22 protein-coding genes, 1 other RNA gene and 1 other annotated feature (1 of these 24 cut by a window edge) are annotated in these 25775 nt (G+C 42.9%); of the genes, 1 reads left to right on the plus strand and 22 read right to left on the minus strand.

Going from position 1 to position 25775, the window contains the following annotated elements:
• Positions 1-2: 2 nt before the first annotated feature.
• From mltG to ISX45_RS11090, 18 genes are all read right to left on the minus strand, one after another.
• Positions 3-1097 carry an endolytic transglycosylase MltG gene (mltG, locus tag ISX45_RS11005; RefSeq protein ID WP_194518977.1) on the minus strand — a complete coding sequence of 365 codons (1095 nt, stop codon included), beginning with the start codon at positions 1095-1097 and terminating at the stop codon, positions 3-5.
• 227 nt (positions 1098-1324) lie between these two features.
• Positions 1325-1612, minus strand: a complete 288-nt coding sequence (locus ISX45_RS11010) for a DUF1292 domain-containing protein (protein WP_181554511.1) — start codon at positions 1610-1612, stop codon at positions 1325-1327.
• Between the two features lie 16 nt (positions 1613-1628).
• On the minus strand, positions 1629-2045 hold the full coding sequence (gene ruvX / locus ISX45_RS11015) for a Holliday junction resolvase RuvX (RefSeq protein WP_181554512.1): 417 nt from the start codon (positions 2043-2045) through the stop codon (positions 1629-1631).
• Positions 2046-2048: 3 nt separating this feature from the next.
• Positions 2049-2315, minus strand: coding sequence for an IreB family regulatory phosphoprotein (locus tag ISX45_RS11020; RefSeq protein WP_181554513.1), 267 nt, complete (start codon positions 2313-2315; stop codon positions 2049-2051).
• Between the two features lie 79 nt (positions 2316-2394).
• A complete protein-coding gene (gene alaS, locus ISX45_RS11025) occupies positions 2395-5031 on the minus strand; it encodes an alanine--tRNA ligase (protein WP_181554514.1) in 2637 nt (878 codons plus the stop codon).
• Between the two features lie 325 nt (positions 5032-5356).
• Positions 5357-6418 (minus strand): AI-2E family transporter, encoded by a 1062-nt coding sequence (locus ISX45_RS11030; protein WP_194518978.1) that lies wholly within the window; start codon positions 6416-6418, stop codon positions 5357-5359.
• A gap of 96 nt (positions 6419-6514) precedes the next feature.
• Positions 6515-6649 (minus strand): YrzQ family protein, encoded by a 135-nt coding sequence (locus tag ISX45_RS11035; RefSeq protein WP_181554516.1) that lies wholly within the window; start codon positions 6647-6649, stop codon positions 6515-6517.
• 12 nt (positions 6650-6661) lie between these two features.
• Entirely contained in the window at positions 6662-6853 is a 192-nt protein-coding gene (locus tag ISX45_RS11040; RefSeq protein ID WP_181554517.1) for a hypothetical protein, read from the minus strand.
• 15 nt (positions 6854-6868) lie between these two features.
• Positions 6869-7342, minus strand: coding sequence for a PRC-barrel domain-containing protein (locus tag ISX45_RS11045; protein ID WP_194518979.1), 474 nt, complete (start codon positions 7340-7342; stop codon positions 6869-6871).
• A gap of 26 nt (positions 7343-7368) precedes the next feature.
• Positions 7369-9732, minus strand: a complete 2364-nt coding sequence (gene recD2 / locus ISX45_RS11050) for an SF1B family DNA helicase RecD2 (protein ID WP_194518980.1) — start codon at positions 9730-9732, stop codon at positions 7369-7371.
• Between the two features lie 19 nt (positions 9733-9751).
• On the minus strand, positions 9752-10417 hold the full coding sequence (locus tag ISX45_RS11055; RefSeq protein ID WP_194518981.1) for a tetratricopeptide repeat protein: 666 nt from the start codon (positions 10415-10417) through the stop codon (positions 9752-9754).
• Between the two features lie 320 nt (positions 10418-10737).
• Positions 10738-11853 carry a tRNA 2-thiouridine(34) synthase MnmA gene (mnmA, locus tag ISX45_RS11060; RefSeq protein WP_181554521.1) on the minus strand — a complete coding sequence of 372 codons (1116 nt, stop codon included), beginning with the start codon at positions 11851-11853 and terminating at the stop codon, positions 10738-10740.
• A gap of 17 nt (positions 11854-11870) precedes the next feature.
• Complete coding sequence (locus ISX45_RS11065; RefSeq protein WP_194518982.1) at positions 11871-13016, minus strand: cysteine desulfurase family protein; 1146 nt, start codon at positions 13014-13016, stop codon at positions 11871-11873.
• Positions 13017-13042: 26 nt separating this feature from the next.
• Complete coding sequence (gene cymR / locus ISX45_RS11070; protein WP_181554523.1) at positions 13043-13459, minus strand: cysteine metabolism transcriptional regulator CymR; 417 nt, start codon at positions 13457-13459, stop codon at positions 13043-13045.
• Positions 13460-13469: 10 nt separating this feature from the next.
• Positions 13470-14129 (minus strand): YczE/YyaS/YitT family protein, encoded by a 660-nt coding sequence (locus ISX45_RS11075; protein WP_181554860.1) that lies wholly within the window; start codon positions 14127-14129, stop codon positions 13470-13472.
• 501 nt (positions 14130-14630) lie between these two features.
• Entirely contained in the window at positions 14631-15929 is a 1299-nt protein-coding gene (locus ISX45_RS11080; protein ID WP_194518983.1) for a replication-associated recombination protein A, read from the minus strand.
• Between the two features lie 71 nt (positions 15930-16000).
• Positions 16001-16876: a TetR/AcrR family transcriptional regulator gene (locus tag ISX45_RS11085; RefSeq protein ID WP_194518984.1), complete on the minus strand. Its 876-nt coding sequence runs from the start codon at positions 16874-16876 to the stop codon at positions 16001-16003.
• Between the two features lie 122 nt (positions 16877-16998).
• Positions 16999-20082, minus strand: coding sequence for an efflux RND transporter permease subunit (locus ISX45_RS11090; RefSeq protein WP_181554526.1), 3084 nt, complete (start codon positions 20080-20082; stop codon positions 16999-17001).
• Positions 20083-20518: 436 nt separating this feature from the next.
• On the opposite strand from ISX45_RS11090, the gene ISX45_RS11095 reads away from it, so the two are divergent.
• Positions 20519-21178, plus strand: a complete 660-nt coding sequence (locus tag ISX45_RS11095; RefSeq protein ID WP_194518985.1) for an RsfA family transcriptional regulator — start codon at positions 20519-20521, stop codon at positions 21176-21178.
• Between the two features lie 332 nt (positions 21179-21510).
• On the opposite strand, the gene ISX45_RS11100 is transcribed toward ISX45_RS11095, so the two are convergent.
• The 4 genes from ISX45_RS11100 to hisS form a co-directional block, all read right to left on the minus strand.
• Positions 21511-22275 carry a tRNA threonylcarbamoyladenosine dehydratase gene (locus ISX45_RS11100; RefSeq protein ID WP_181554528.1) on the minus strand — a complete coding sequence of 255 codons (765 nt, stop codon included), beginning with the start codon at positions 22273-22275 and terminating at the stop codon, positions 21511-21513.
• 100 nt (positions 22276-22375) lie between these two features.
• A non-coding RNA gene (ssrS, locus tag ISX45_RS11105) (6S RNA) lies at positions 22376-22561 on the minus strand.
• A 61-nt stretch (positions 22562-22622) separates the two neighbouring features.
• The gene (gene aspS / locus ISX45_RS11110) at positions 22623-24398 is read right to left on the minus strand and encodes an aspartate--tRNA ligase (RefSeq protein ID WP_194518986.1); all 1776 of its coding nucleotides are present in this window, start codon (positions 24396-24398) and stop codon (positions 22623-22625) included.
• Positions 24399-24411: 13 nt separating this feature from the next.
• Positions 24412-25683 carry a histidine--tRNA ligase gene (gene hisS / locus ISX45_RS11115; protein ID WP_181554530.1) on the minus strand — a complete coding sequence of 424 codons (1272 nt, stop codon included), beginning with the start codon at positions 25681-25683 and terminating at the stop codon, positions 24412-24414.
• Between the two features lie 48 nt (positions 25684-25731).
• Positions 25732-25775 (minus strand) — a binding site (T-box leader) (it continues 186 nt past the right edge of the window).

The following is a 25775-nucleotide window of genomic DNA, read 5'->3' on the forward strand; positions in this document are numbered from 1 at the left end:
ATCTATTGTTTTCCAATATGTTTCTCCTTTTCCCGGTTATGTTCCTCTAACGTTTTTGTAAAAATAACTTCCCCCGCCGGAGTAGCAAGAAAATATAAATAGTCGGTTTGAGCTGGTTGAAGCGCCGCTTGGATCGACATTTCGCCGGCATTGGCAATCGGGCCGGGCGGCAATCCTTTATGAATGTACGTATTGTATGGTGAATTTACTTTCAAGTCTTCGTAATAAACTCGTTCTTTATGTTTTCCAAGCGCATAAAGAACAGTCGGGTCGGTCTGAAGAGGCATCCCAACACGCAGACGATTATAAAAAACGCTTGCGATCTTTTTACGTTGAACTTTTTCTGTTGCTTCTTCTTCAATTAACGACGCCATTGTTAACAGGCGATGAGGAGTAAATTCTTTCTCTTTCATTTCCCCCTCATATTTCGCTACTATTTCAGCTGTTTTCGCAATCATCGCTTCAATGATCGTTGAAATCGGCGGTTTTTTCTCTTTAAATGAATATGTTGCCGGGAATAAATATCCTTCGAGCGGATAGCGAATGTTTTGGTTTAAAATGTCTTTTGACAAAACCGTCGGATATTTTTGAATCAACTGTTGAATATATTGACGATCACTTAATTGTTTCATAACATCTTCTTGTTTATATCCTGTCTTTTTAGCAATAATTTCCGCGATTTGTGTCAATTGTTTTCCTTCAGGAATCGTAATTTTTAATTTCATTTTCTCCATTACTTTTCCTGTTTTTAAAGTAGCGATAATGTCTTCAAGTGACATTGCTCGATTTAATTCATATTCTCCCGCTTGAAAATCAGCATGATTTTTAAATTTCACATAATAGCGGAATACAGTCGCACTTTTAATGAGATGTTTTTTTTCTAACGTTGCAGCAATATCATTGACGGAAGACCCAATTGGAATCGATACGTGAACAGCAGTACGATCCTTTGGATTTACTGGTTTTAGAGCCGATTTTATATATAAATAACTTCCTGCTAAGATCGTGATAAAGCCAATCAACATAACGGTGCATACGATGAAAACAACTTTCCTCACAATTTGTACATCTTTTTGGAAAAATTGGTTATATTGCATTGGAATCCTCCCTTCACTCGTGATATTATACTACAAACTTTCGCATTTTTCGCTATCTCTTTGCTTTTTTCCACAAAAAAAGACAGCCCGTTATCGCGGGCCATCTTTTTCACTTCTTTCATCTTAATGATTGCATTCGTGCACAATACACGCCTCTCTGCTTTTCTGAATGTCCGGCAACTCATCCCCTTGTGATACCTCAGGGATAAGGGGGCGCTTCCGCTTGTTTATTCTCCCTCTTCTTCAGCGCAGAAAGTATTCCATACTTCTTCGATCATATCCCATTCTTCTTCTGTTTCAATTGGTTGAAGCTCTCCTTCTTGATCGTCTTCCCCAGGGATAAAAGCCGATACGTGAATTTCTGTTTCTTCTTCATCGTCGTATTCAGCACCGATCGGGTAATAAAATACATACGATTTTCCAAAATCGTCTGATTCAAATGTAAACAATACTTCGCATAGTTGTTCATTGCCATCTTCATCGACAATGGTAATATGTTTATCGCCATGTTCCATTTTCTTTTACCTCCGTTTACTGTTTGCTGTCAAGATAAGATTGTAAAATGACGACAGCTGCCATCTTATCAATAACTTGTTTCCGCTTTTTGCGGCTGACATCGGCAGCGATAAGCATGCGCTCGGCTGCCATTGTCGAAAGACGCTCGTCCCATAAAATGACAGGCAACGAAAATTCGCGCTCCAGTATCTTGGCAAAACGTTGACTCGCTTCGCCACGAGGTCCCACCGTTCCGTTCATGTTTTTCGGAAAACCAAGCACGATCGTATCGACGTTGTACTCCTCGATAATGCCACGGAGCCGGTTCAAGCCAAATTCTCCGTTTTCTTCATCGATTGAAATTGTTTCAAGCCCTTGCGCGGTCCAGCCTAATTCGTCACTGACAGCTACTCCAAGCGTCTTTGTCCCCAAATCCAATCCTAATACGCGCATACGTCAATCCTTTCGTTGCTTCTGTAAATAGAATCTCACTAATTCTTCGATTAATTCATCCCGTTCAATTTTGCGAATTAATGTGCGTGCATCTTTGTGACGAGGGATGTAAGCTGGGTCGCCAGATAGTAAATAGCCAACAATTTGATTAATCGGGTTATACCCTTTCTCTTGCAGAGCCTCGTATACGGTTAACAGCACTTCACGAATATCCGTTTCCACAGGCTCTTCCGAAAAGTTAAATTGCATCGTCTGGTCAAATGAGCTCACCGTTATACACCTCGCTCTCCAATTCACCGAAATCTGGCATCTCCCTATCTTACATCCATTGTACACTATATGACGCAAATTATAAAACGGATTTTACCCATTCTTCAACAAATTGAAGTGCTTCTCCGACTTTATTCGGGTCTTTTCCACCTGCTTGCGCCATGTCGGCACGACCTCCGCCGCCACCGCCACAGCGGGTTGCTACTTCTTTAATGAGTTTGCCAGCATGATACCCTTTTTCGATTAAGTCATTGGTCACACCAGCGATAAGACTTACTTTTTCTCCTTGGACAGATGCTAATACAATTACAGCGGATCCTAATTTTTGCTTTAATTCATCAACCATTGTGCGCAAGTTGTTCATATCGTTGGCATTGACTTTGCTTGCTAGTACATTGACGCCGTTAATTTCTTTCACTTTGTTCACAAGGTTAGCGGCTTCCATATTTCCGAGACGCGCTGCCAATGATTCGTTTTCGCGTTGCAACTCACGGATTTCGTTCATGAGAGCGTCAATGCGTCCAATGATGTCTTTTTGATTCGTTTTTAATTTTTGAGCAACTTCTTGCAGCAGGGCGATTTGCTCGTTCATGAATCGATACGCTGCCTCTCCCGTTACTGCTTCGATTCGGCGTGTACCTGCTCCGATTCCCGATTCGGAGACGATTTTAAACAAGCCGATTGCAGCTGTGTTTGGCACATGGCAACCGCCGCAAAGCTCAAGGCTATAGTCGCCAACTTGGACGACGCGAACAATGTCACCGTACTTTTCACCAAATAGCGCCATCGCTCCCATCGCTTTGGCTTCTTCAAGAGGTTTGTAGAAAATTTCAACCGGAATGCTGCGCCAAATTTTTTCGTTGACAATCGCTTCAATCTGCTCAAGTTCTTCCGGTTTTACTTGACCGAAATGCGAGAAGTCGAAGCGCAACCGTTCCGGCGTAACTAATGAACCTGCTTGGTTGACGTGAACGCCGAGGACATCTTTCAATGCTTGATGTAAAAGATGTGTCGCTGTATGATTCTTAATAATGTTGGCGCGTTTTTCTTCATTGAGATGAGCTGTGTAGATTTCACCTTTTTTGAGCGTTCCTTTTTCGACGACGATATGGTGTAAATGTTGACCATTCGGCGCTTTTTGTACATCTTTCACGTACGCTTTCGTTGCCTCGTTTTCGATCCAGCCTTGGTCGGCAATTTGTCCTCCGCTTTCCGCATAGAACGGTGTGACGTCTAACATAATTTGCGCTTCTTCACCCTCGTTTACTTCCTCAACAAGCTGGCCATTTTTGACGATGACCGTCACTGTCGATTGAGTGCGAAGCTGATCGTAACCAACAAATTTGCTTTCTACTTTAATGTCGCCGAGCACGCCGCCTTGTACTTGCATCGAATCGACATCTTGGCGGGCAGCACGAGCGCGTTCGCGTTGGCGTTCCATTTCTTGTTCGAATCCTTCGTGGTCAATTTCCATTCCTTCTTCCTGCGCATACTCTTCCGTTAATTCGACAGGGAAGCCGTATGTATCATAAAGCCGGAACACGTCTTCTCCGGAAATTATATTGCTTCCGCGCGCTTTTTCTTTTTGAATGACGCTTGCCAAAATAGAAAGACCTTCATGAAGCGTTTCATGGAAACGTTCTTCTTCGTTTTTAATGACTTTCTGAATAAACGCGGCTTTTTCTTTCACTTCCGGATAGTAGTCGACCATAATTTCGCCAACGACTGGAACTAATTCGTACATAAATGGGCGATGAATATTGAGTTGTTTCGCATAACGCACAGCGCGGCGCAACAAGCGGCGCAACACATAACCGCGACCTTCGTTCGACGGAAGTGCCCCATCGCCAATCGCAAATGTAACAGTCCGAATATGATCCGCAATCACTTTAAACGCGACGTCCTTTTCGGTGTCAATCCCATATTTTTCACCAGAAATTTGCTCGGTAGCACGAATGATCGGCATAAATAAGTCAGTATCAAAGTTGGTTGGAACATTTTGCAAAATTGAGCACATCCGCTCTAGCCCCATACCGGTATCAATGTTTTTCTTCGGTAGCGGTGTGTATGTACCATCAGGGTTATGGTTAAATTGTGAGAAAACGAGGTTCCATACTTCTAAATAACGATCGTTTTCTCCGCCTGGATATAGCTCTGGATCGTTCGGGTCGTTGCCAAATTGTTCTCCGCGGTCATAGAAAATTTCTGTGTTCGGTCCACTCGGTCCCTCGCCAATGTCCCAGAAGTTTCCTTCGAGGCGAATAATCCGCTCCTCTGGAAGACCAATTTCTTTGTGCCAAATTTCAAATGCCTCATCATCTTCCGGGTGAATCGTGACCGATAAACGATTTGGATCAAAGCCGATCCATTTGTCGCTTGTTAAAAATTCCCATGCCCAATGAATGGCCTCCCGCTTGAAATAATCACCGATGGAAAAGTTTCCGAGCATTTCGAAAAACGTATGGTGACGTGCTGTTTTTCCGACGTTTTCGATGTCGTTCGTTCGAATCGATTTTTGCGCATTACAAATACGTGGATTATCAGGAATAACACGCCCATCAAAATATTTTTTTAATGTCGCTACACCGCTATTAATCCATAATAGCGATGGATCATCAACTGGAATCAATGAAGCGCTCGGTTCAACAGCATGACCTTTTTCTTTGAAAAAGTCAAGAAACATTTGGCGAACTTGTGCTGACGTAAGCTTCTTCATATCCCTTCCTCCTCGTTATTTATATTTATATAAAAAATAAACTCCCATCCCTATTCAGGGACGAGAGTTGTGCTCGCGGTACCACCCTGTTTATGAACGAAAACCGTTCATCACCTCAACAGCCGTAACGTGGCTGATCCGTCAGGTTTTGCCTGCGCTCAGGATTAGCGTTCTGTTACCCTTCATCTGGAATTTCTTTCAGCCTCGGAAATTCCTCTCTGTGCGCGAGCACGCGCGTTAAGATGGACTGTAACATACTCGATCCGTCATCGCCTTATGTATTTATCTTTTCACTCACAGATTATAGACAAGCTGCCTTTGTTTGTCAACGCGGGCTGAAATGTTCTTTCACATGCAAAATCGCCACTTTTAACACAGCGACAAACGGAACTGCTACAATTAATCCAATGACCCCAGCAATTTCTCCACCAAGAAATAAGGCGAACATAATGACAAGCGGATGCATATGCAAGCTTTTTCCGACAATCAGCGGCGATAAAATATTCCCTTCTAAAAATTGCAATAAAAAAATGATCACTGTCACAATGAGTACCATTTTTAAGGACATGGTCACCGCCAAAATAACCGCTGGAATCGCACCAATAATAGGTCCAAAATAGGGAATAATGTTCGTCGCTCCGATAATGAAGCCGAGCAAAAGCGGATAATCCATTCCGACAAGCCATAAAGCGATGGTGGCAACAATGCCGATAAGAAGACCGACAAATAATTGACCACGAATATAGTTGCCGAGCGATTCATCGACATCTTTTAAAAAAGCGAGACCGGGCGAGCGCCATCGCTTTGGGGTTACATACCAAACTGCCTTTTTAATTTGGTCAATATCTTTTAACATGTAAAAGACAATGAAAGGAATTAAAGCAAACACGACAGCAGAATTTACAAAACGTTTTATTCCGTTCAACACCATTGTTAACACGTTTCCGACTAATTGTTCCGTCTGTGCTAACATCGTTTCTATCCGTGTATGAATTTCCACAGGCCAAGCGGAAGTTTCATTATGAATATGCCTCGTCCAGACTCTATATGTTTCGATGAGCGTTGGTAAACTTTCGCTTAAGTCTTTTAGCTGTTGGATAAACAGAGGCACCCCTTTATAGATACCGTATCCGACCCCGCCAAAAAACAGAAAATAAATCATTAAAATGGCCAGCCAGCGTGGAATTCCTTTTTCATGAATGTATTCAATAATCGGATGTAACAAATACGTAATAAATGCAGCAATGAGAAACGGAATGAGTGCGGTTACAAATAAATCAAGAACAGGCAGCCATACCGCTTTCAGCCGAATGATAAGATAAACAATAATGACCATTAATAAAAATTTTCCTAACCGAATGAACGAGAACCACTGTTGCTCACTCACGCCAACACCCCCTACCCGTTAGTGTAGGAGAATGGGGGCTAATTATACAAAAAAGAGCCAATTCTCGCGAAAAAGTGCGAGAATTGGCAACTACGTTTAAAAAATTGATTTAGTTAGGCGACGACGCATTTTTTTCATCGTACGATTGTTTATCCAGTTATTGCGCTGCGCTAACCGGTAAGCGGCTACCCCCAAACCAACAGCTAAAAGAGAGGTCGTTGTGCGGTTCATGCTCTTTCCCTCCTAAAAATGAATCGTGCGCTCATGTTCGTCAAATAAATCATCTAATGAACTTAACGTCCCATCTTCTTCTACTTGATGGGTATAAATCATGCCTTTGGAAACAGAAAGCTCGATAAAACAATCCCAGCAATAATACTGGTTCACACCGATTTTACCTAAATTTTTACTTTTGCAATTCGGGCATATGAGCACAAAAGGCCACTCTCCTTACATCGTCGTATTTACGATAATAGCCTCTTCTCCAACTGTGAACGGGACGGCATTCACTCGCTTTTTTCCCTCCATCAAATCAGCAAAGAAGCCATCTGTAATCTCATATCCTCCGATTATGCCCAATTGCTCATGAAAATATACGTCTTCCAATAAACCAAGTTTCTTGCCATTAGTAGTGATGACCGGTTTTCCGGCAATTCCTCGCTGACTGTAAAGAGAGTAGCCTGTTTGGAAAGACGCAGTCGGTTGCAGAGCATGAAAATCAGTAATGAACACCCCGTCCACTCCAATCGCTTGAATGGCGCTAAGCGGGATGTAACGATGTCGAGAAAACCATCCTTTGCTTTCGATGATCAGCCCTTGTACTTTCCCCGTATTCGTAAAGCAAATATCGCTTACTTTTCCAATCGTCTTTCCTGTATGCTGCTCGTATACAGGAAGACCTTTCAGATGAGAAAATGTCCGCAAAGATCTCTCCACCTTTCCAGACATTTTTAGCTTGGCTGTTCGTTCATGAAGTCATACGGTGAAACGTTTTCCATCCCGATGTTAGCGTCATCAAGCGGAAGTTCGCCTTCTGCTAGGGGCAGTAGGGATTGCTGTAATTTTTCCGCTAATGTCGTTTGCCGTGCCCCGTCATCGCAGCGGGCAACCCCTAATTGAAAGGCGTCTTCTTCGCCGCATAATATTAAAAATTGTTTGCTTCTTGTCACTGCTGTATAGAGTAAATTTCGTTTTAACATACGGTAATAACTTTTGACGACAGGCAAAATAACAATCGGGAATTCGCTTCCTTGTGATTTATGAATCGAGCAGCAATAGGCATGAGTAATTTGTGATAAATCTTGACGTGAATACGTTACTTCGTTTCCATCAAAGGAAACAACAACTAAATCTTGTTTTTCCGTATTTTCTTTCGCGTAAAAAATCGCGACAATTTCTCCAATGTCACCGTTAAAGACGTTTTCATCCGGCTGATTGACAAGCTGCAATACTTTATCACCGACGCGATATACGACATCACCAACGGAAAGTTCCCGCTTTTTCTCCGATTTTGGATTAAACAAGTCTTGCAATGTTTGGTTGAGGCGGTCAATCCCGGCAGGACCACGGTACATCGGCGCTAACACTTGGATATCTTTCACCGCATATCCTTTTTTGCGCGCATTATCAGCAATTTGCCGAACAACATCAGCAATTTGTCCTGTTTGACAGCGAATGAACGAACGATCGGCTTTCGGTGCGGTAAGATCTGACGGCAGCGTCCCGTTTTTCATTTGGTGTGCTAATTCAATAATCGACGAACCTTCTGCCTGACGATATACTTCTGTGAGACGAACGGTTGGAATAATGCCAGCTTGCAGCAAATCTTTTAATACTTGTCCCGGCCCAACAGACGGTAATTGATCCTCATCGCCGACAAGAATGACTTGAATGCCATCAGGAAGAGATTTAAACAGCTGGTTGGCTAACCACGTATCAACCATTGACATTTCATCGACGATTAACAGCTTCCCGTCAATTGGCTCGTCCTCATCATGAGTAAACCCTTCTACCCCGTTCCAGCCAAGCAAGCGATGAATGGTCACTGCCGGCAACCCAGTCGCTTCACTCATCCGTTTTGCCGCTCTTCCTGTTGGAGCAGCAAGCAAAATCGGAAACGGGTCATCTTTGCTATAATCTTTCGGATCGAGAGAAAGTCCATGCAAATCCGCAAAAATTTCAACAATGCCTTTAATGACGGTCGTTTTTCCTGTTCCAGGTCCGCCTGTCAAAATGAACAGCGGGGAGGCCAGCGCTTTTTGAATTGCCTCCTTTTGTGAAGGGGCATACTGAACAGAGAGACGTTCCTCTAATCTGCCAAGCGCCAGTAAAAATTCCGATTCCGGAAACGTAGTTACCGCCTCCGTTTGTTGCAATAGCCGTTTTATATTGGTTACGATTCCTTTTTCCGCAAAATAAAGCGAGGGAACGTAAAGCTTGCCATCTTCACACATAAGTTTTCCCTCTTCCACAAGCATCATTACTGCATGGGAAATGGCCGATTCAGGAATTTTTTCGTCCCGTTTTGCTTCAAGCAGTTGCTTGGCGTTTGTGATCAGCTGCTCCTCCGTTAAATAGACGTGTCCTTCTTGCAAACAATCGTGTTCCAATACAAATAAGCAGGCTGCGCGGATACGGGCAGGGTGATTTCCAGAAATCCCTAGTTGATACCCTAATTCATCCGCTCGTCCAAATCCGATTCCTTCGACATCTTCAACGAGTTGATACGGATTTTGTTGGATAATCGCAAGCGTTTCGTCTTGATACACTTGATAAATTTTCATCGACAGCTGCGGACCAAAACCGAATTGAGAAAGGGCGATCATCGTTTGTTCAAGCCCTTCATGCGCCCGTAAGGAATCGTATAGCTCCTTTGCCTTTTCTTTTGAAAGTCTCGGAACATCGTCTAACACGTGAGGGTCTGCCAAAATCTTTGAGATGGCGTTTTCTCCGAGCGCATCGACAATCGCTTTCGCCGTTTTTTTGCCAATTCCCTTAAATAAATCGCTCGACAAATAATGAATCACGCCTTCCTTGGTGTGCGGAAATTCTTTGCGAAAATGCTCCGCCACATACTGCCGTCCAAATTTCGGATGGTCTTTAAACGCGCCGTAAAAAATATACGTATCATGCTCATTCATGCGAGGGAAATATCCAGTTACAACAACTTCTTGTTCATCACACGCTTCATTCGTTTCTTCGATGCGAACACGAACAACGGAATAAAGATTGTTTTCATTATGAAAAATGGTCACGACATGCGTTCCTTTAATAAACGACTTTTCCCCTAAGGCAAACGATTCTTGTTGTTGCAATGGAATCCCCTACCCTTTTTTATGATTGTTGTAACGTTTTTTCCATCAACTTTTTTCCATGTCCGGCTAACAAGTGATCCGGCTGGATGTCAAGCGCTTTTGTAAACATATCAAGTGCTGTCTTAATATCGTCTTTATACGCATAAGCAACGCCTAAATTATAATACGCATCAGCATGGCGTTCATTTAAAGAAATCGTTCGTTGAAAATAGTTCATCGCTTCATCGACAAATTCCAATTGTGCAAGGCAAAGGCCAAGCTGAAATACCGCTTCCACATCGCGCTCATTAAGTTCTACCGCGCGCTGCAAATACGGAAGGGCCAGACGTGGTTGCTCTAAATACATGAGCGACATCCCAAGCATAAAAAAGACATCGCTATCTTGTAAGCCTTTTTTTATCGCTTGTTCAAACATATCTTTCGCCTGAGCAAATTGCTGGCGGTTGTAATAAACAGAACCGATCCCGTAATAAGCAGTAGCGGCGTTGTCATCTAGCTCCAGCGCTTTTTTGAAAAAATTCAGCGCCTTATCTTCTTCCCCGGCAGCAGCTAATACGTTGCCAAAATTAATATAGCCGATGGGGTCATTTGGATTTTCTTCAATCGCTTCATGAAAACATCTCACGGCTTCCTCATAGTTTCCTTGCTGCATATAGGCAATTCCGGCTTGATTTTTATCTTCCACGCCACGATCACTCCTTAGCTTCATTATAGTACATACGTTCGATAACTTCTATAAAAATTCCTTCATATGGCAGGAAAACCCCAACCCACATTGGAGTTGAGGCTTTTCATTACTACTTATGGAGGGGCGCCTCCGCTCTTTTCTTGTCTAGCTTCGGTGGCTAGCTCTCTTCTGCCAAATCACCTTCGTCCTTGAGGTGGCAAGCACCTCGACGTCTGAAAAACATTTGGTCATCGCAGAGCTAGGATGGCGACATTTCGCCGTTTACCCACAGGACGTGGGAAGTTTTAGTCGAATTTATACTGCCTTCGCTTTTCGGTTTACCCGACGTACCAAAGCTTTTCACCGTTCCGGAACACTTCGTCAATCGTTCCGCCGCCAAGACATTCCTCACCGTTATAAAAGACAACCGCTTGACCTGGTGTGACCGCACGAACAGGTTCGTCAAAAACGACTCTTACCGTGTTCTCATCAATGACATGAACCGTTACTCCTGTGTCTGGCTGGCGATAGCGGAATTTCGCCGTGCATTTGAGCGGTTCGGTTGGAATGCGGCCAGAGACCCAGTTAATGTTTGTTGCAATAATGGAATCGGAATAGAGCAATTCGTTATTGAATCCTTGTGCAACATAAAGAATATTTTCTTTTACATTTTTTCCGACGACAAACCAAGGTTCGCCGCTTCCGCCAATGCCAAGACCATGGCGTTGCCCAATGGTATAATACATTAATCCGTCATGCTTTCCTTTAATTTCGCCATCTAACGTCTGCATTGTTCCAGGTTGAGCCGGTAAGTAGTTGCTTAAAAACTCTTTGAAGTTGCGTTCGCCGATAAAACAAATGCCGGTGCTATCTTTTTTCGTTGCTGTGGCAAGTCCTGCCTCTTTTGCAATTTCCCGTACTTTCGCTTTTTCAATATTGCCGATTGGGAACATGATTTTAGAAAGTTGAGCTTGTCCTAGTTGATTTAAGAAATATGTTTGGTCTTTATTTTGGTCAACGCCGCGCAACATTTTATATTCGCCATCGCGATATTCTACACGTGCATAATGTCCCATCGCTAAATAATCCGCCCCAAGCGACATCGCATGCTCTAAAAAGGCTTTAAATTTAATTTCTTTATTGCACAGTACATCCGGATTCGGTGTTCGGCCCGCTTTATATTCATCTAGGAAATACGTAAATACTTTATCCCAATATTCCTTTTCAAAATTAACTGCATAATATGGAATGCCGATTTGATTACAGACGCGCATGACGTCTTCGTAATCTTCCGTCGCTGTACATACTCCGTTTTCATCGGTGTCGTCCCAGTTTTTCATAAAAATGCCGATGACGTCATATCCTTGCTGCTTTAAAAGCAGCGCTGCGACGGAAGAATCGACGCCTCCCGACATACCGACGACGACGCGAGTATCTTTTGGTGCTTTTTTCACTGATGTCACCTCTCTCCTCAGCGATTTGTAAGTCTCCGAACAATTTGTACGGTTTCATAAGCAGCTTTTTTAACTTGTTCTACCGTATTTCCAAGCCCGAAACTAAAGCGAATGGAAGAGCGAATCCGCTCCGATTCTTTCCCCAACATGGCAACGAGAACGTGAGACGGATCAACTGATCCCGCTGTGCAAGCTGACCCGCTTGAAGCGGCAATCCCAGCTAAATCTAAGTTCACGAGCATTGATTCAACGTTTGTTCCCGGAAACGCGACATTTAATATATGAGGAAGGCATGCGTTCTGGTTGCCGTTGACGAAATACGAAATTCCTGATTCATCGAAAACGGATAGCATCGTTTCTTTTAATTCGCGGTACATCATTTGCTTTTCTGACATCGTTTGTTGCGCGATTTCTACCGCTTTGGCGAGCCCAACAATTCCAGCGACGTTTTCCGTTCCCGCCCGGCGTTTTCGCTCTTGCTCACCGCCATACAGCCGCGGAGACAATTTTACCGTTTCTCGTGCATATAAAAATCCGACCCCTTTTGGACCGTTAATTTTATGAGCAGAAACAGACAATAAATCAATGTGATAATCGTTCACATCAATTGGAACGAGCCCATATGCTTGTACCGCATCCGTATGAAAGTAGGCTTGGTGATCTTTTACGAGCTCACCAATGGCTTTAATCGGTTGTAATACACCGACTTCGTTGTTGCCGAACATGATGGAAACAAGAATTGTCTCATCCCGAAGCGCTGCTTTGACATCATCAAGGGAGACGTTTCCTTGTTCATCCACCGGAAGGTATGTCACATCAAATCCTTGTCGCTCCAAGTAGTGACATGTGTGCAATACCGCATGATGTTCAATAGAGGTTGTAATAATATGGTTTCCTTTGTTACGATTGGCCATTGCCGTTCCAACCAAAGCAAAGTTGTCCGCTTCTGTTCCACCGCTTGTGAAAATAATTTCTGTTTCTTTTGCTCCAATGCTATTAGCGACCACTGCCCTGGCCTCGTCAATCGCCTGACGGCTTTGTCTGCCAAAAAAATGAATACTGGACGGGTTACCAAATACTTCAGTCATAAACGGCACCATTCGCTCCACCACATCGCGATGGGTAGGCGACGTAGCGGCATGATCTAAGTAAATCCGCTCCAACTATGCATTCTCCTTTCATTCGTCAATTAAATATAAAACATATATGCTTCGTCATCGCCGTTGCTATATTTCGCTAAATCTTCAATCGTTGTGCTATCTAGCACTTCCTGCACCGCATCGCGAATGCGAATCCATAGCTCGCGCTTTGCTGGCTCTTCTTCTTCCAATTCTTCAACCGGACTGATTGGCCCTTCAAGAACTCGAATGACATCTCCAGCCGTAATTTTCGCAGGATGATCTGCCAATACATAGCCGCCATACGCCCCGCGAATGCTTTTGACAAGTCCTGCATTCCGCAATGGCGAAACGAGCTGCTCTAAATAATGTTCGGATAAATTATGCGCTTTCGCAATCGATTTTAATGAAATTGGTCGATCACCATATTTTTTGGCAAGTTCAATCATAATTGTTAATCCATATCTACCTTTCGTTGAAATCTTCATTGTATTCCTCCTAACGACTTAGACCGTTCGTTTCTATTTTGATTGGTTTAGTGATGATTCGTTCTGTCATTCGTTGACACTGTGGTAACGAAATTCCAACAACAGAACCGATGGTGATGCAAAAAATGAGTGTGCCTAGCGACACTGGACCACCTAATAGCCAACCAAGCAAAAGGACAAATATTTCCATTATAATTCGAATATGTTGCACTTTCCAGCCGGTTCGCTCCATTAAAGCAAGCATTAAACTGTCGCGCGGACCGGCACCCATGTTTGCGGAAATATAAAAACCCATTCCGTATCCAGTAATGACGATGCCAACAAGCAACATGATCAATTTTGCCCCGAATGTATGTGGCGTATGAAGATACGGAATCATCATATATAAATCAATAAACAGCCCAACAAATATCATATTGAGAAATGCACCGATTTTTGGGAACTGTTTGGAAAGAAGCGCAGAAATCGTTAAAATCATAACGCCGACAATGATGGACCATGTGCCAATCGTGAAGCCAAATTGCCGATATAATCCAATATGAAGCACATCCCACGGCGCACACCCAATGTTGGCTTTAATTGTTAATACAATGCCAAACGACATAATGAGTAGCCCGATAAAATACACGATCCAACGGAACAGTAAAGAAAGGTTATGAGAGTTTTTCATCATTTCGCACAGGAGACCCCTACTCCCATAAGTGGGGGAGGAATGTGCGTCAGAAAAGAGGTAGCTTTAGCTACGTTAATGTTCTGACAAAATCCCCTTGTGTTCCCCCTTTCGTGGTATAATGAAAATATAAGAAAACCGTTGGACAAGGTACTCGTAAAAACTATTTGCCAGCTCAAAGTATGAGGGCGGTTGCAGGAAGTCGTTGCAACCGTAAAACTTTGAGTGTACAGCAAGAATCCGCAATGCTTGGAAATAGAAGTACTGCTTGCGGTGGCTACTTGAGCATGTCTCTTGTAAGTCGGGTAAGTTGTCAACCTGTCCCGATGCAGAGACCAAGACAAGGCAGCAGTACGCTGCACGCACGTTCGTACTGCTGGACACTGGCAAGCTCCCACTTCAAAAAGCGCTCGCTTAAGGGGTGGGTAGTTAACAGGCACGCTCCATGTATAAAAAATAATGAGAAGCCTTTGTCATTATAACATAAAACATATTGCACTTTCATTTCCTCTTACTTTCGTGTTGGCGTTTTAGTTCATTAAGTCTTGCATATACTTTCGCATAATATTTTTCTTCACCGTTTTCTTTTGGGACGTAGTAGTGCGTACCGACAAGTTCGTTCGGCAAATATTGTTGAGCCACCCAGCTATTTGGATAGTCGTGCGGGTATTGATAGCCTTTTCCGTGGCCGAGTATGCTTGCTCCTTTATAATGGGCGTCTTTTAAGTGATCAGGAATGTCACCAATCTTTCCGCTTCGCACATCGCTAATCGCTTCATCAAGCGCCTTATATGCGGAGTTGGATTTAGCGCTCAAGCATAATTCAATCGTCACGACGGAAAGCGGGATTCGTGCTTCCGGAAGACCTAATCGTTCAACTGCTTGAATGGCTGCGGTAACTTTTACACCCATGAGCGGGTTTGCCAAGCCGATATCCTCATAGGCAATGACAAGAAGACGACGGCAAATGGCTGCCAAATCTCCGCCTTCCAACAGCCGCGCCAAATAATAAAGGGCCGCATCGACATCGCTACCGCGAATGCTTTTTTGAAAAGCCGATAATAATGAGTAATAGATATCCCCTTCTTTATCATGGGTAAATCCTTTATTTTCTACACAGTCTAATACAGTTTGCTCATCAACAATTACTTCACCGTTCCGTTCTTCTGAAGCGTACACAACTGATTCCAGCACATTCAATGCGGAACGAGCATCACCGTTTGTCGCCTCGGCAATCAGGGCAAGCAGCGGCTCGGCGATACGAACGGATAGCATCCCTAATCCGCGCTCGCGGTCGCTTAATGCTCGTTGCAATAACTGAAGAATGTCTTCCTTCGTCAGACGTTTTAGTTGTTTAATTTGACCGCATCGGCTTCGGATCGCCGGGTTTACTTCATGAAATGGATTTTCTGTCGTGGCACCGATTAACGTAATGAGCCCGTTTTCGATATTCGGCAACAAATAATCTTGTTGCGCCTTGTTAAAGCGGTGAATTTCATCGATAAATAAAATGACATTTCCCGTCATTCTTGCCTTCGCTACTACTTCTTCCATCTCTTTCTTTCCAGATGTTGTCGCATTCATCGCAAAAAATTCCCGTTCGACCGTGCCGGCGATCGCATAAGCCAACGATGTTTTTCCCACCCCCGGCTCACCATATAAAAGCATAGAAGGAACATAACCATTATGTATCATTTTATATAAGGCGGTATGCGGACCAATGATATGTTGCTGTCCGATTAGTTCATCAATCGTTCGCGGTCTCATCCGCACGGATAGCGGCTCTTGTACAAAAAGCATAGAACATCCCTCATTTCGTTCAAAATCGTGGATGAAAATAGCAAAAGCTCCCTGCCAATGACAGAGAACTTTTATGTTCTGAAATAGTGCTGTATGGCTGCTTTCAATTCTCTTAATAATGGCACTTGCAAACTTTCTAAATAAAGCAATAACGCTTCTACGATAAATTTTCTCGCTTCTTCTTTCTGACTAAATTCTTGTTTTAACATCTCTAACGAACGAATGATATCGCTTTCATTCCTATCCCTTTCTTCAAGTGTCTCCAATATTTCATCAATGCAGTCAATAATTCGCTGTCGTTTTGTTTGCTCATTGGTCTTTTCCACGCCAAGGTAGTCCTGCATGATCTCGATTGTTAGTAAAGGGCTTTCTCTTTCCGTCATGCTTTCCACAATCGCATCAAGGCGACGAAGAAGAAACGGAGCTACTTTTGTCACTTGAAGCTCTTTTTGGTCAATGGCCATATAAAACATATATTCTTTCAACATGCCATTTAATATCGTTGCGCAATCTAACGCAAAATTCTTGACCCGCTCTCCATATATATCTTGAATCGCTTGTCGGTACCAATTGAGCGTTTTAGCCCGAATGAGAAAGACAAGATGATGAACTTCATCATTTACTTTCACTGCTTGTTCTCCCATATGCATCTGTACCAGTTCTTTATGGCGATAGAACTCCTCAATTTGAATCGACAGTTGCTTTTCAAATTTTTCTCTTGGTGATAACGTTTCGTCTTCGTTGACCTCAGCCATCTTTCTAAATAGCTTTTCATAATGATAGCGAAAAATGCACACCGCAATTTCTTCTTTTGATTTAAAATAATTATAAATCGAGCCTTTCGCCATTCCGCTCTGTTCGGCAATTTCCTGCATAGAAGTTGCGTAATACCCCTTTTGCGCAAACAGCTTCGTCGCAGCTTGAATAATCTCTTCTCTTCTGCTCAATGTCTTCTCCTTCCTCGTTTCATTCGTTATCTTTATTATAATGCATTTCGGTTTCAAAATAAATTGGGCCCATGATAATGGAAAAAGGGATGCCTCATCGGCAATGAGGCATCCCTTTATATTTAGTTGCTATTTATGGTTCGTTCCGCTTTTGCTTGGCGAAGAAAGAACAGTTCATACATCACTGGAATGATGATCAGCGTCAATAACGTTGAAGAAGTAAGCCCACCAATAACCGTAATCGCTAGTCCTTTTGAGATTAACGTTCCTGACGCTTTCGTTAGCGCAAGAGGAATGAGAGCGGTCACGGTTGCAAACGCCGTCATTAAAATCGGACGCAAGCGCGTTTTTCCTGCTTCCACGAGTGCTTCACGAATCGTCATCCCTTTTTGTTCACGGTTTTGTCCGATGCGGTCAACAAGGACAATCGCATTCGTTGTGACAATTCCAATTAACATTAACAACCCGATCATGACGCTGATAGACATTGGCTCGTTCGCCATATATAAACCAAGAAGCGAACCAATCGGAACGAAAATGAGCGATGATAAAATGATAAATGGAATTCTTGCTTTTCCAAATGTGATCAACATAGTGATATACACAAGACCGATGGCGACAATCATCGCTAATCCAAGCTCTTGGAACGTTTGGACTGTTTCGTCACTACCGCCGCCGACTTCAAACGAGACGCCTTTTGGCAAGTCGATATCTTTTTTCACACGACTAATGATATCGTTCGTTACTTTTTGAATATCGTCACCAACAATTTGTGCCGATATACGCGCAAATACTTTTCCGTCTAGTTTTTGAATGGATGTATACGTCTCAACTTCTTTGACTGTGGCAAGTTCAGATATAGGAACAAGTCCTTGTTTTGTAAAAATCAACGTATTCTTTAATGCATCAACAGAATCAAGACTCTTATCATACGATAGTTGAACAGTTCGGTCAACGCCGTCGAGCGTCAGCGTTCCGACTTCAACCGGCTTTGTTTCATCGGCAATCGTTCCGAGAATTTGGAAACCAGATACGCCGTAAGCAGCTGCTTTTTCCGGATCAATATTAACAATCACTTGTTTTTGTTTATCAGAGAAATTGTTTGTCACATATTTTAAATCTTTCCGCTTGTTCAAGTAATCTTCTACTTGTTTTGCCGCCTTTTGTAAGGCCGCTAAATCATTGGAGTATAAATCAATATTAATATTGTTGTTTGATGGCGGTCCCCCTGCGTCCAATTCTTGCACCCCGAGCTTCGTACCAGGCGCTTCTTTGTCAGCGATATGTTGCATATTTTTCTCCAGCTTTTTAATAAATGACGCGACATTTACTCCTTCTTTTAAGTTAATGAAATAGCTTGCTTGATTTGGTCGCTTTAAGCCGGTACGGAAGTCGCGGCTTCCAATTCCTGCAGTGACTTCCTTAATTTCTTTTTGCTGATCAAACATTTTTTCGATTTTTAAAGAAACATCATTTGTTTTTTCAAGCGATGTAGATGAAGGCAATTCAATGCTTGCAACAAGCGTTTTTTGCTCTTCGTTCGGTAAGAAGGTGAATCCTAATTTCGGTACGAGCGCAAGCGAACCGCCAAGCAATACAATAGACAACGCTAAGATGATTGCCTTATGGTTTAACGACCAAGCAATGATTCGCCCATAAACGCGTTGCAATGCCCCTTCTTTCTCTTCAGGCGGAACTTTTTTAAATGAAAATTTCGCTAAAATCGGTACGACTGTAACCGCAACGATTAATGACATAAGCAGCGCAAATACAATCGTTAAGGCAAATGGTAAGAAAAACTCCCCGGTAATTCCGCCGACAAAGCCAAGCGGTAAAAAGACAACAACGGTTGTAATCGTGGATGACGTAATCGCCTTTAAAATTTCCTTTGTAGAGTCTTGAACAAGCTCATCCGTTATACCTGTTTTCGATTTGCGGACGCGTCGGAAAATATTTTCAATGACAACGATACTGTCATCAACAACACGTCCAACAGCTACCGCCATTCCCCCAAGGGTCATGACGTTCAACGAAATATCCATTCGATGTAAGAAAATCGATGCAACTAATAGCGAAAGCGGAATCGAAACAATGGCAATAACTGTAGCGCGAACGTTGCGCAAAAACACAAGCACAGCAATAGAAGCAAACAAAGCACCTAATAGTCCTTCGCGAACGAGCGATTCAACCGATTGTTTTATGCCTTCAGCAGAATCAAAACCAATCGCATAATCAAACTCATCTTTGTGGGCATCTAGCACTTTTATGACTTTATCCGCTACTTCGACCGTATTGGCATCTTGCTTTTTCGTAATCGCCATCGAAAGCGATTCATTCAAGTTGTAGCGTGTAATTTCCGGACGATCTGTCACGGTTTCAATTTTAGCAATATCTTTTAACTTTAATGGTGGATGCGAAGGTGTTCCTGACTGAATTGCTCCGCTTTGAAACGATTGGGTCGTTGTTTGAGCGAGTGGTGACGTTAATGTCATGTTTTCCAGAGCCCTAACTGTTTCAAGCTTCTCTTGAATGCGTACAGGAATTTGCAACGTATCCGTGTTGACATTTCCAGCTGGGAAAGAAACGTACTTCTCATTAATTTGGTCCTTAATTTGCGATAAGCTTAGCCCTGCTTGTAACGCCTTTTGTTTATCGACAGTAATTTGAACAACGTCTTCTTTCATTCCGCCGACGGAAACGGAGTTAATGCCATCAATTTTATTTAATTCCGGGATCACGTCTTGTTCTAATAATTTTTGTAAATCAACATCTTTTTTGGCAAACAAAGAAATATTAAAAATCGGGAAAGTTCCAAACGAAAAACGATTTACTTTTGTTTGGACATTGTCCGGAAGCTTTGTATCTTTAATCAATGTGTCAACTTGACGTTCCACTTCATCCATATCGGTATGAAAAGGAAATTCGAGATTAATAATGGCAATGCTCTCAAAGGAAGAGCTTTGCATTTGTTTTAGTCCCTCAAGCGATTTGAACTTTTCTTCAAGCTTGGAAGTCACTTGATTATTAATATCCTCAGGAGACGCTCCTGGATAAGTAACTTCAATCGATAGCTGAGGAAACTCGATGTTCGGTAGTAAATCTACTTTCAAGGAAGAAAATGAATACAATCCCCCCAGAATCAGTAGAAAAGAAATAATGAATACCGCAACTGCATTTTTTAAACTAAACCTTGTTAAAAAATTCATTGTTCAATCCTTTCCTCCCTAAAAATAAAATTTATGTATGACCGATCGGTTGATATTTTTCTAAGCCGACCGGTCGTCATATACAAAATATAGTCGAATAACGAAATTTTTTCAATCAATAACACAATAATAGATTTCTCATCGAAAGCATAAAGAATTTCACTAGTAATCTAAATGTAAATCATTAGCATCTGTATCTTACATTATCATTGAACCCTCCATAATAAACCTAAGTTATATTTTTATCTAAGTCTTAAGACGTATACTGAAGCAAAGGAGAGCGCCTATTCACCTAAAATGTATATTCAATCTGCCGTAGAAGACTTTGTTCATCACCATTGTAACGATCAAAAACATTCGAAAGTGTTTAAAATGAATACTATTTGGAGAAAATGGTAGAAACTCTACGAAATTATGCGCCTTAGGGAGTGACAATATGAAAACAAGACAAGATGCTTGGTCTCATGAAGAAGATTTGTTATTAGCAGAAACGGTATTGCGCTATATTCGTGAAGGTCGTACCCAGCTTGCTGCGTTTGAAGAAGTAGGAGATCAGCTAAATCGAACGGCAGCTGCTTGTGGATTTCGCTGGAACGCAGAAGTTAGAAAACAATACGTTCAAGCAATTGAGCTAGCGAAAAAACAGCGAAAAGAACGAAAGAGAGCATTAGAACAGGCGAAAAAGCTACAGAAAACGGGCGTGATGCAAGCCGCTTCTCTTACAGGAGAAAGCTTGAATTCTCCTCGCCATGCAACAGTTTCCCTTCTGCCTGCACCAAATGCGATTACACTTGAGCAATGTATCGCCTTTTTGCAAACATTACAGACGAGCGATTATCACGCTCAAGCATTGCGGACAGAGAATGAACAGCTGAAAAAAGAAAATGCACAGTTCCGACAGCGTAACCAAGAGTTACAGAAAAAACTCGATCGTCTCCATGAACAACAAGCAACCATTCAAGAAGATTACCAAGCGCTTGTGAAAATTATGGAACGCGCTCGAAAACTCGTATTAGAAGAAGAGCATGGTTCGCAACCAGCCCAGATATTCCGAATGGATAAAAACGGGAATTTAGAACAAATTGCTCATCATTAATCAAGCAAAGCACAAGCGCCCCCATTTCGCCTAAAACCTTTCCACATCCTGTGGGCAAACGGCGAAATGTTGTCATCCCAGTTCCCTCAATGGGCAAATGTCCTTCTCTCTAGACGGCTTGTCCTCTTGAGAGAGAAGATTATTTACCCCAGAGCGATTGGGCATAGCAATTCAAATTTTACTTATTAGAAAAACGTCGCAGGCACATCATCTGCGACGTTTTTTATTCGAGCACTGTTCTTTATTTGTCTAGCACTCTTATGCCAAATGAGCCCTCAAAGCAAAGAACATTTAGCTTCGCGAACGATTTGCACGGCTTCCACTTTTCTTATTTACTCTTCACCAACACGATAAATTTTGATATCTTTTAATAATTCGCGAACGACGTAAGATGCCATAATCAGTCCTGCCACCGATGGTACGAATGCATTAGAAGAAGGGGGCATTTGTGCTTTCCGAATCGCTGATTGGTCATTGCCTACCTCTTTGCGAACATCTTCACGGATAATAATTGGCTTTTCATCGGAGAAGACAACTGGAATCCCCTTGCGAATTCCTTCTTTTCTCAATTTGGTACGAATGACTTTCGCAATCGGATCGGTATGCGTTTTGGAGATATCGGCAATGCGAAAACGGGTAGGATCCATTTTATTGGCCGCTCCCATACTCGAAATAATTGGAATATTGCGTTTTAAGCATTCCTTCATCAAATGAATTTTATACGTAATCGTATCAGAAGCGTCAATGACAAAATCGAGTCCGTAACTAAAGAATTGTTCATACGTCTCTTCTGTATAAAACATTTGCAAAGCAATGACTTCACACTCTGGGTTAATATCCGCAATCCGCTCTTTCATGAGTTCCACTTTCGAGCGACCAATCGTTGAAAGAAGTGCATGAATTTGTCGGTTAATATTCGTAATATCAACATCATCCTTGTCCACAAGAACGAGCCGTCCTACTCCGGATCGCGCTAATGCCTCAACGGCAAAGGAACCAACTCCGCCCACCCCTAAAACGGCGACAGTAGCATTTTTTAGCTTTGCTAATCCTTCTTTTCCAATCGCTAATTCATTGCGTGAGAACTGATGTAGCATGTTCATCCTCCAGTAACAATCTCATCGTTTTTTGATTATTGTACACAACAAAAACCCTATGTAAAGCATTGGCTTTACATAGGGAATTGATAACTCATATGTAAGTCCCAATCGTGCCGTCGATGCCTTCGTTTTGAAACCCGCCCTCAGCAGGTGGGTGCCCTGTTCCAAGGTTTGCACGTCCTCCGGTCCAAGAGGCATGTACGCCGCTTGAAAACCCCGGGCTCCCGTATAACATATTGTTCGGTCAAAACAATAGGTTATACGACGAACACATCAGGACTGCCGGCTTTTGAATGTATGATAGCACACTTTTAAAGCCTTTTCAAGAAGGGAATAGTCGGAAATTACTCATTTTTTTCCAAAACAACCGCTAAATGTAGTTCTTCCAGTTGTTTGTCACTGACTGGACTTGGCGCTTCGGTTAACAAGCAGCTCGCACTGGCCGTTTTTGGAAAGGCAATCGTATCGCGAAGGTTTGAACGACCAGCCAGCAACATAACAAGACGGTCTAGTCCTAACGCGATTCCTCCATGCGGCGGAGTACCATATTCGAACGCCTCCAATAAGAAGCCAAACTGTTCGCGCGCTTCCTCTTCGGTAAATCCTAGCACTTTAAACATTTTTTCTTGCACATCGCGCTCAAAAATGCGAAGTGATCCGCCACCGAGTTCATAGCCGTTTAACACAAGGTCATACGCTTGAGCACGAACTTTGTCCGGCTCTGTTTCTAATCGCGATAAATCCTCACGCACCGGCATCGTAAACGGATGATGTGCCGCGTAGTAACGCCCTTCTTCTTCGTCATACTCTAATAGCGGCCAATCTGTAACCCATAGGAAATTAAATTTCGTTTCATCAATCATCTTTAAGTCTTTGCCAAGTTTTAACCGTAATGCCCCAAGCGCACTAGCGACAACGGTCTTCTTGTCAGCGACAAACAGCAATAAATCCCCTGTTTCTGCCTCCAACGTTTTTATTAAGCCGCTTTGTTCTTCTTCTGTAAAAAACTTCGCAATCGGCCCCTTGAGACCGTCTTCCTCGACTTTGAGCCACGCAAGCCCTTTTGCTCCGTAGCGAGCAACAAATTCCGTTAACGCATCAATATCTTTTCGGGAATACTTGTCCGCCGCTCCTTTTACGTTAATCGCCTTGACTTGTCCACCGTTTTCTACCGCGCTGGCAAATACTTTAAAACCAGAGTCCTTCACTTGTTCAGATACATCGACAAGCTCTAAGCCAAAGCGTGTGTCTGGCTTATCTGAACCGTAGCGGTTCATCGCTTCATCGTAAGACATGCGTGGAAATGGAAGAGCAACATCGACGCCTTTTGCCTCTTTCATAACGCGAGCCATCATACGCTCGACCATTTCCATAATCTCTTCTTGACTCATAAACGATGTTTCAATGTCGACCTGAGTAAACTCCGGCTGGCGGTCAGCGCGCAAATCCTCATCGCGAAAACAGCGAGCAATTTGATAATAGCGTTCCAATCCAGCCACCATCAATAGCTGTTTAAAAATTTGCGGCGATTGCGGAAGAGCGTAAAATTCCCCCTGATGAACGCGGCTTGGCACTAAATAGTCGCGCGCTCCTTCTGGCGTGCTTTTCGTTAAAATCGGCGTTTCTACTTCTAAAAATCCTTCTTCGTCTAAAAAGTCACGAATCGCTTTCGTCACTTGATGTCTTAATTTTAATGTCTGAAACATGACAGGACGACGCAAATCTAAATAACGATACTTTAGACGCACATCTTCCGCCACATCGGTTTGATCAGCAATGACAAACGGCGGTGTTTTTGCTTCGTTAATAATCGTAACGCGCTCTGCTTGGATTTCAATTTTTCCTGTCGGAATGTTCGGATTGATCGTTCCTTCTCCACGAGCAACCACAGTTCCTTCTACGTCAAGCACATATTCGTTGCGCACCGCTTCTGCCACTTTTAACGCTTCTTCGGACACTTCCGGATTTACGACCACCTGAACGATACCAGTTCGGTCACGAAGATCAATGAAAATGAGTCCGCCAAGATCGCGGCGTTTTTGCACCCAACCTTTTAATGTTACTTTTTCCCCAATTGCTTGCTCTGTGATTTCACCACAATAGTACGTCCTTCCAAACATTCATCGGTCCCTCCTATCGTAACCTTTCTTTCAAATATTCGACTAGCGAATGAAGCGGCACTTCTGTTTGCTCGCCTGTGTTCATGTCTTTTACATTAATGACCTTTCTATCCAGCTCATCATCCCCGAGAATGGCTACATATTTTGCTTGTAAGCGATCGGCCGCTTTCAATTGCGCCTTTACTTTTCGGTCTTGATAATCCTTGTCTGCGACAATCCCTGCTTTGCGCAACTGGTTCACAATAATCACAGATTCGTCTTTCGCTTTTTCTCCTAATGCAGCGACGTAGCAATCAATTCCTTTGCCGACTGGCAATGAAATGTTCTCAGCTTCAAGTGCAGCAAGCAGCCGTTCAATACTTAACGCAAAACCAATTCCTGGCGTTTCCGGTCCACCGATTTCCTGTACTAATCGATTGTAGCGACCGCCCCCGCATAATGTTGTAATCGCTCCAAATCCTTCAGCATTGCTCATGATTTCAAAGGTGGTATGATGGTAATAATCAAGCCCGCGAACAAGACGGGAATCGACTTCAAACTCTATTCCCAAATTCGTTAAGTACATTTGTACTTTTTCAAAATAACGCCGAGATTCATCATTTAAATAGTCAAGAATGGATGGAGCCGTCATCATTAATTCATGGTCGCGATCTTTTTTACAGTCTAAAATGCGAAGCGGATTTTTTTCGAGACGAGCTTGACAATCTTCACAAAACTCGCCAATTCGCTGTTTAAAATGGTTGATGAGCGCTTCCCGATGCGCTTTTCGGCTTTCTGCATCCCCAAGGCTATTGATGACAAGCTTTAATTTCTGCAATCCTAGTGATCGATAAATTTCCATTGCTAGCGCAATCACTTCGGCATCGATCGCTGGGTCATGGCTTCCAAGCACCTCGACACCAAATTGGACAAATTGACGGAATCGTCCCGCCTGCGGACGCTCATAGCGAAACATCGGTCCTACGTAATAAAGTTTGATTGGTTGATTCGGATCGCCATACATTTTATTCTCTACAAACGAACGGACGACCGATGCCGTTCCCTCTGGACGAAGAGTGATGCTTCTGCCACCGCGATCCTCAAACGTATACATTTCTTTTTGCACGATATCCGTTGTATCACCTACACTTCGCAAAAACAATTCCGTATGCTCGAAAATCGGTGTGCGAATTTCCTTATAGTTATAACGACGACAAAGGTCTCGTGCAGTTTGTTCAATATATTGCCATTTTTCTGTTTCACCCGGCAGTATATCTTGTGTTCCTCTTGGAATTTGAAACGACATGTGCCAACCTCCCTATGAAAAAATAAAAAGCTCTCTTCCCCTATAAAACATAGGGACGAGAGCGTTGTTCCCGTGGTGCCACCCTAATTGAA

This window comes from Thermaerobacillus caldiproteolyticus, assembly GCF_015326725.1.
In the GTDB taxonomy this organism is placed as follows: domain Bacteria; phylum Bacillota; class Bacilli; order Bacillales; family Anoxybacillaceae; genus Thermaerobacillus; species Thermaerobacillus caldiproteolyticus.

Coding starts and splice junctions, on each gene's coding strand:
- aspS (WP_194518986.1), bottom strand. CDS start 24,398: ATGTTTGGAAGGACGTACTATTGTGGTGAAATCACAGAGCAAGCAATT.
- ISX45_RS11035 (WP_181554516.1), bottom strand. CDS start 6,649: ATGAACCGCACAACGACCTCTCTTTTAGCTGTTGGTTTGGGGGTAGCC.
- ISX45_RS11095 (WP_194518985.1), top strand. CDS start 20,519: ATGAAAACAAGACAAGATGCTTGGTCTCATGAAGAAGATTTGTTATTA.
- ruvX (WP_181554512.1), bottom strand. CDS start 2,045: ATGCGCGTATTAGGATTGGATTTGGGGACAAAGACGCTTGGAGTAGCT.
- ISX45_RS11080 (WP_194518983.1), bottom strand. CDS start 15,929: ATGCTTTTTGTACAAGAGCCGCTATCCGTGCGGATGAGACCGCGAACG.
- cymR (WP_181554523.1), bottom strand. CDS start 13,459: ATGAAGATTTCAACGAAAGGTAGATATGGATTAACAATTATGATTGAA.
- alaS (WP_181554514.1), bottom strand. CDS start 5,031: ATGAAGAAGCTTACGTCAGCACAAGTTCGCCAAATGTTTCTTGACTTT.
- ISX45_RS11090 (WP_181554526.1), bottom strand. CDS start 20,082: ATGAATTTTTTAACAAGGTTTAGTTTAAAAAATGCAGTTGCGGTATTC.
- ISX45_RS11100 (WP_181554528.1), bottom strand. CDS start 22,275: ATGCTACATCAGTTCTCACGCAATGAATTAGCGATTGGAAAAGAAGGA.
- ISX45_RS11075 (WP_181554860.1), bottom strand. CDS start 14,129: ATGAAAAACTCTCATAACCTTTCTTTACTGTTCCGTTGGATCGTGTAT.
- mltG (WP_194518977.1), bottom strand. CDS start 1,097: ATGCAATATAACCAATTTTTCCAAAAAGATGTACAAATTGTGAGGAAA.
- hisS (WP_181554530.1), bottom strand. CDS start 25,683: ATGTCGTTTCAAATTCCAAGAGGAACACAAGATATACTGCCGGGTGAA.
- ISX45_RS11010 (WP_181554511.1), bottom strand. CDS start 1,612: ATGGAACATGGCGATAAACATATTACCATTGTCGATGAAGATGGCAAT.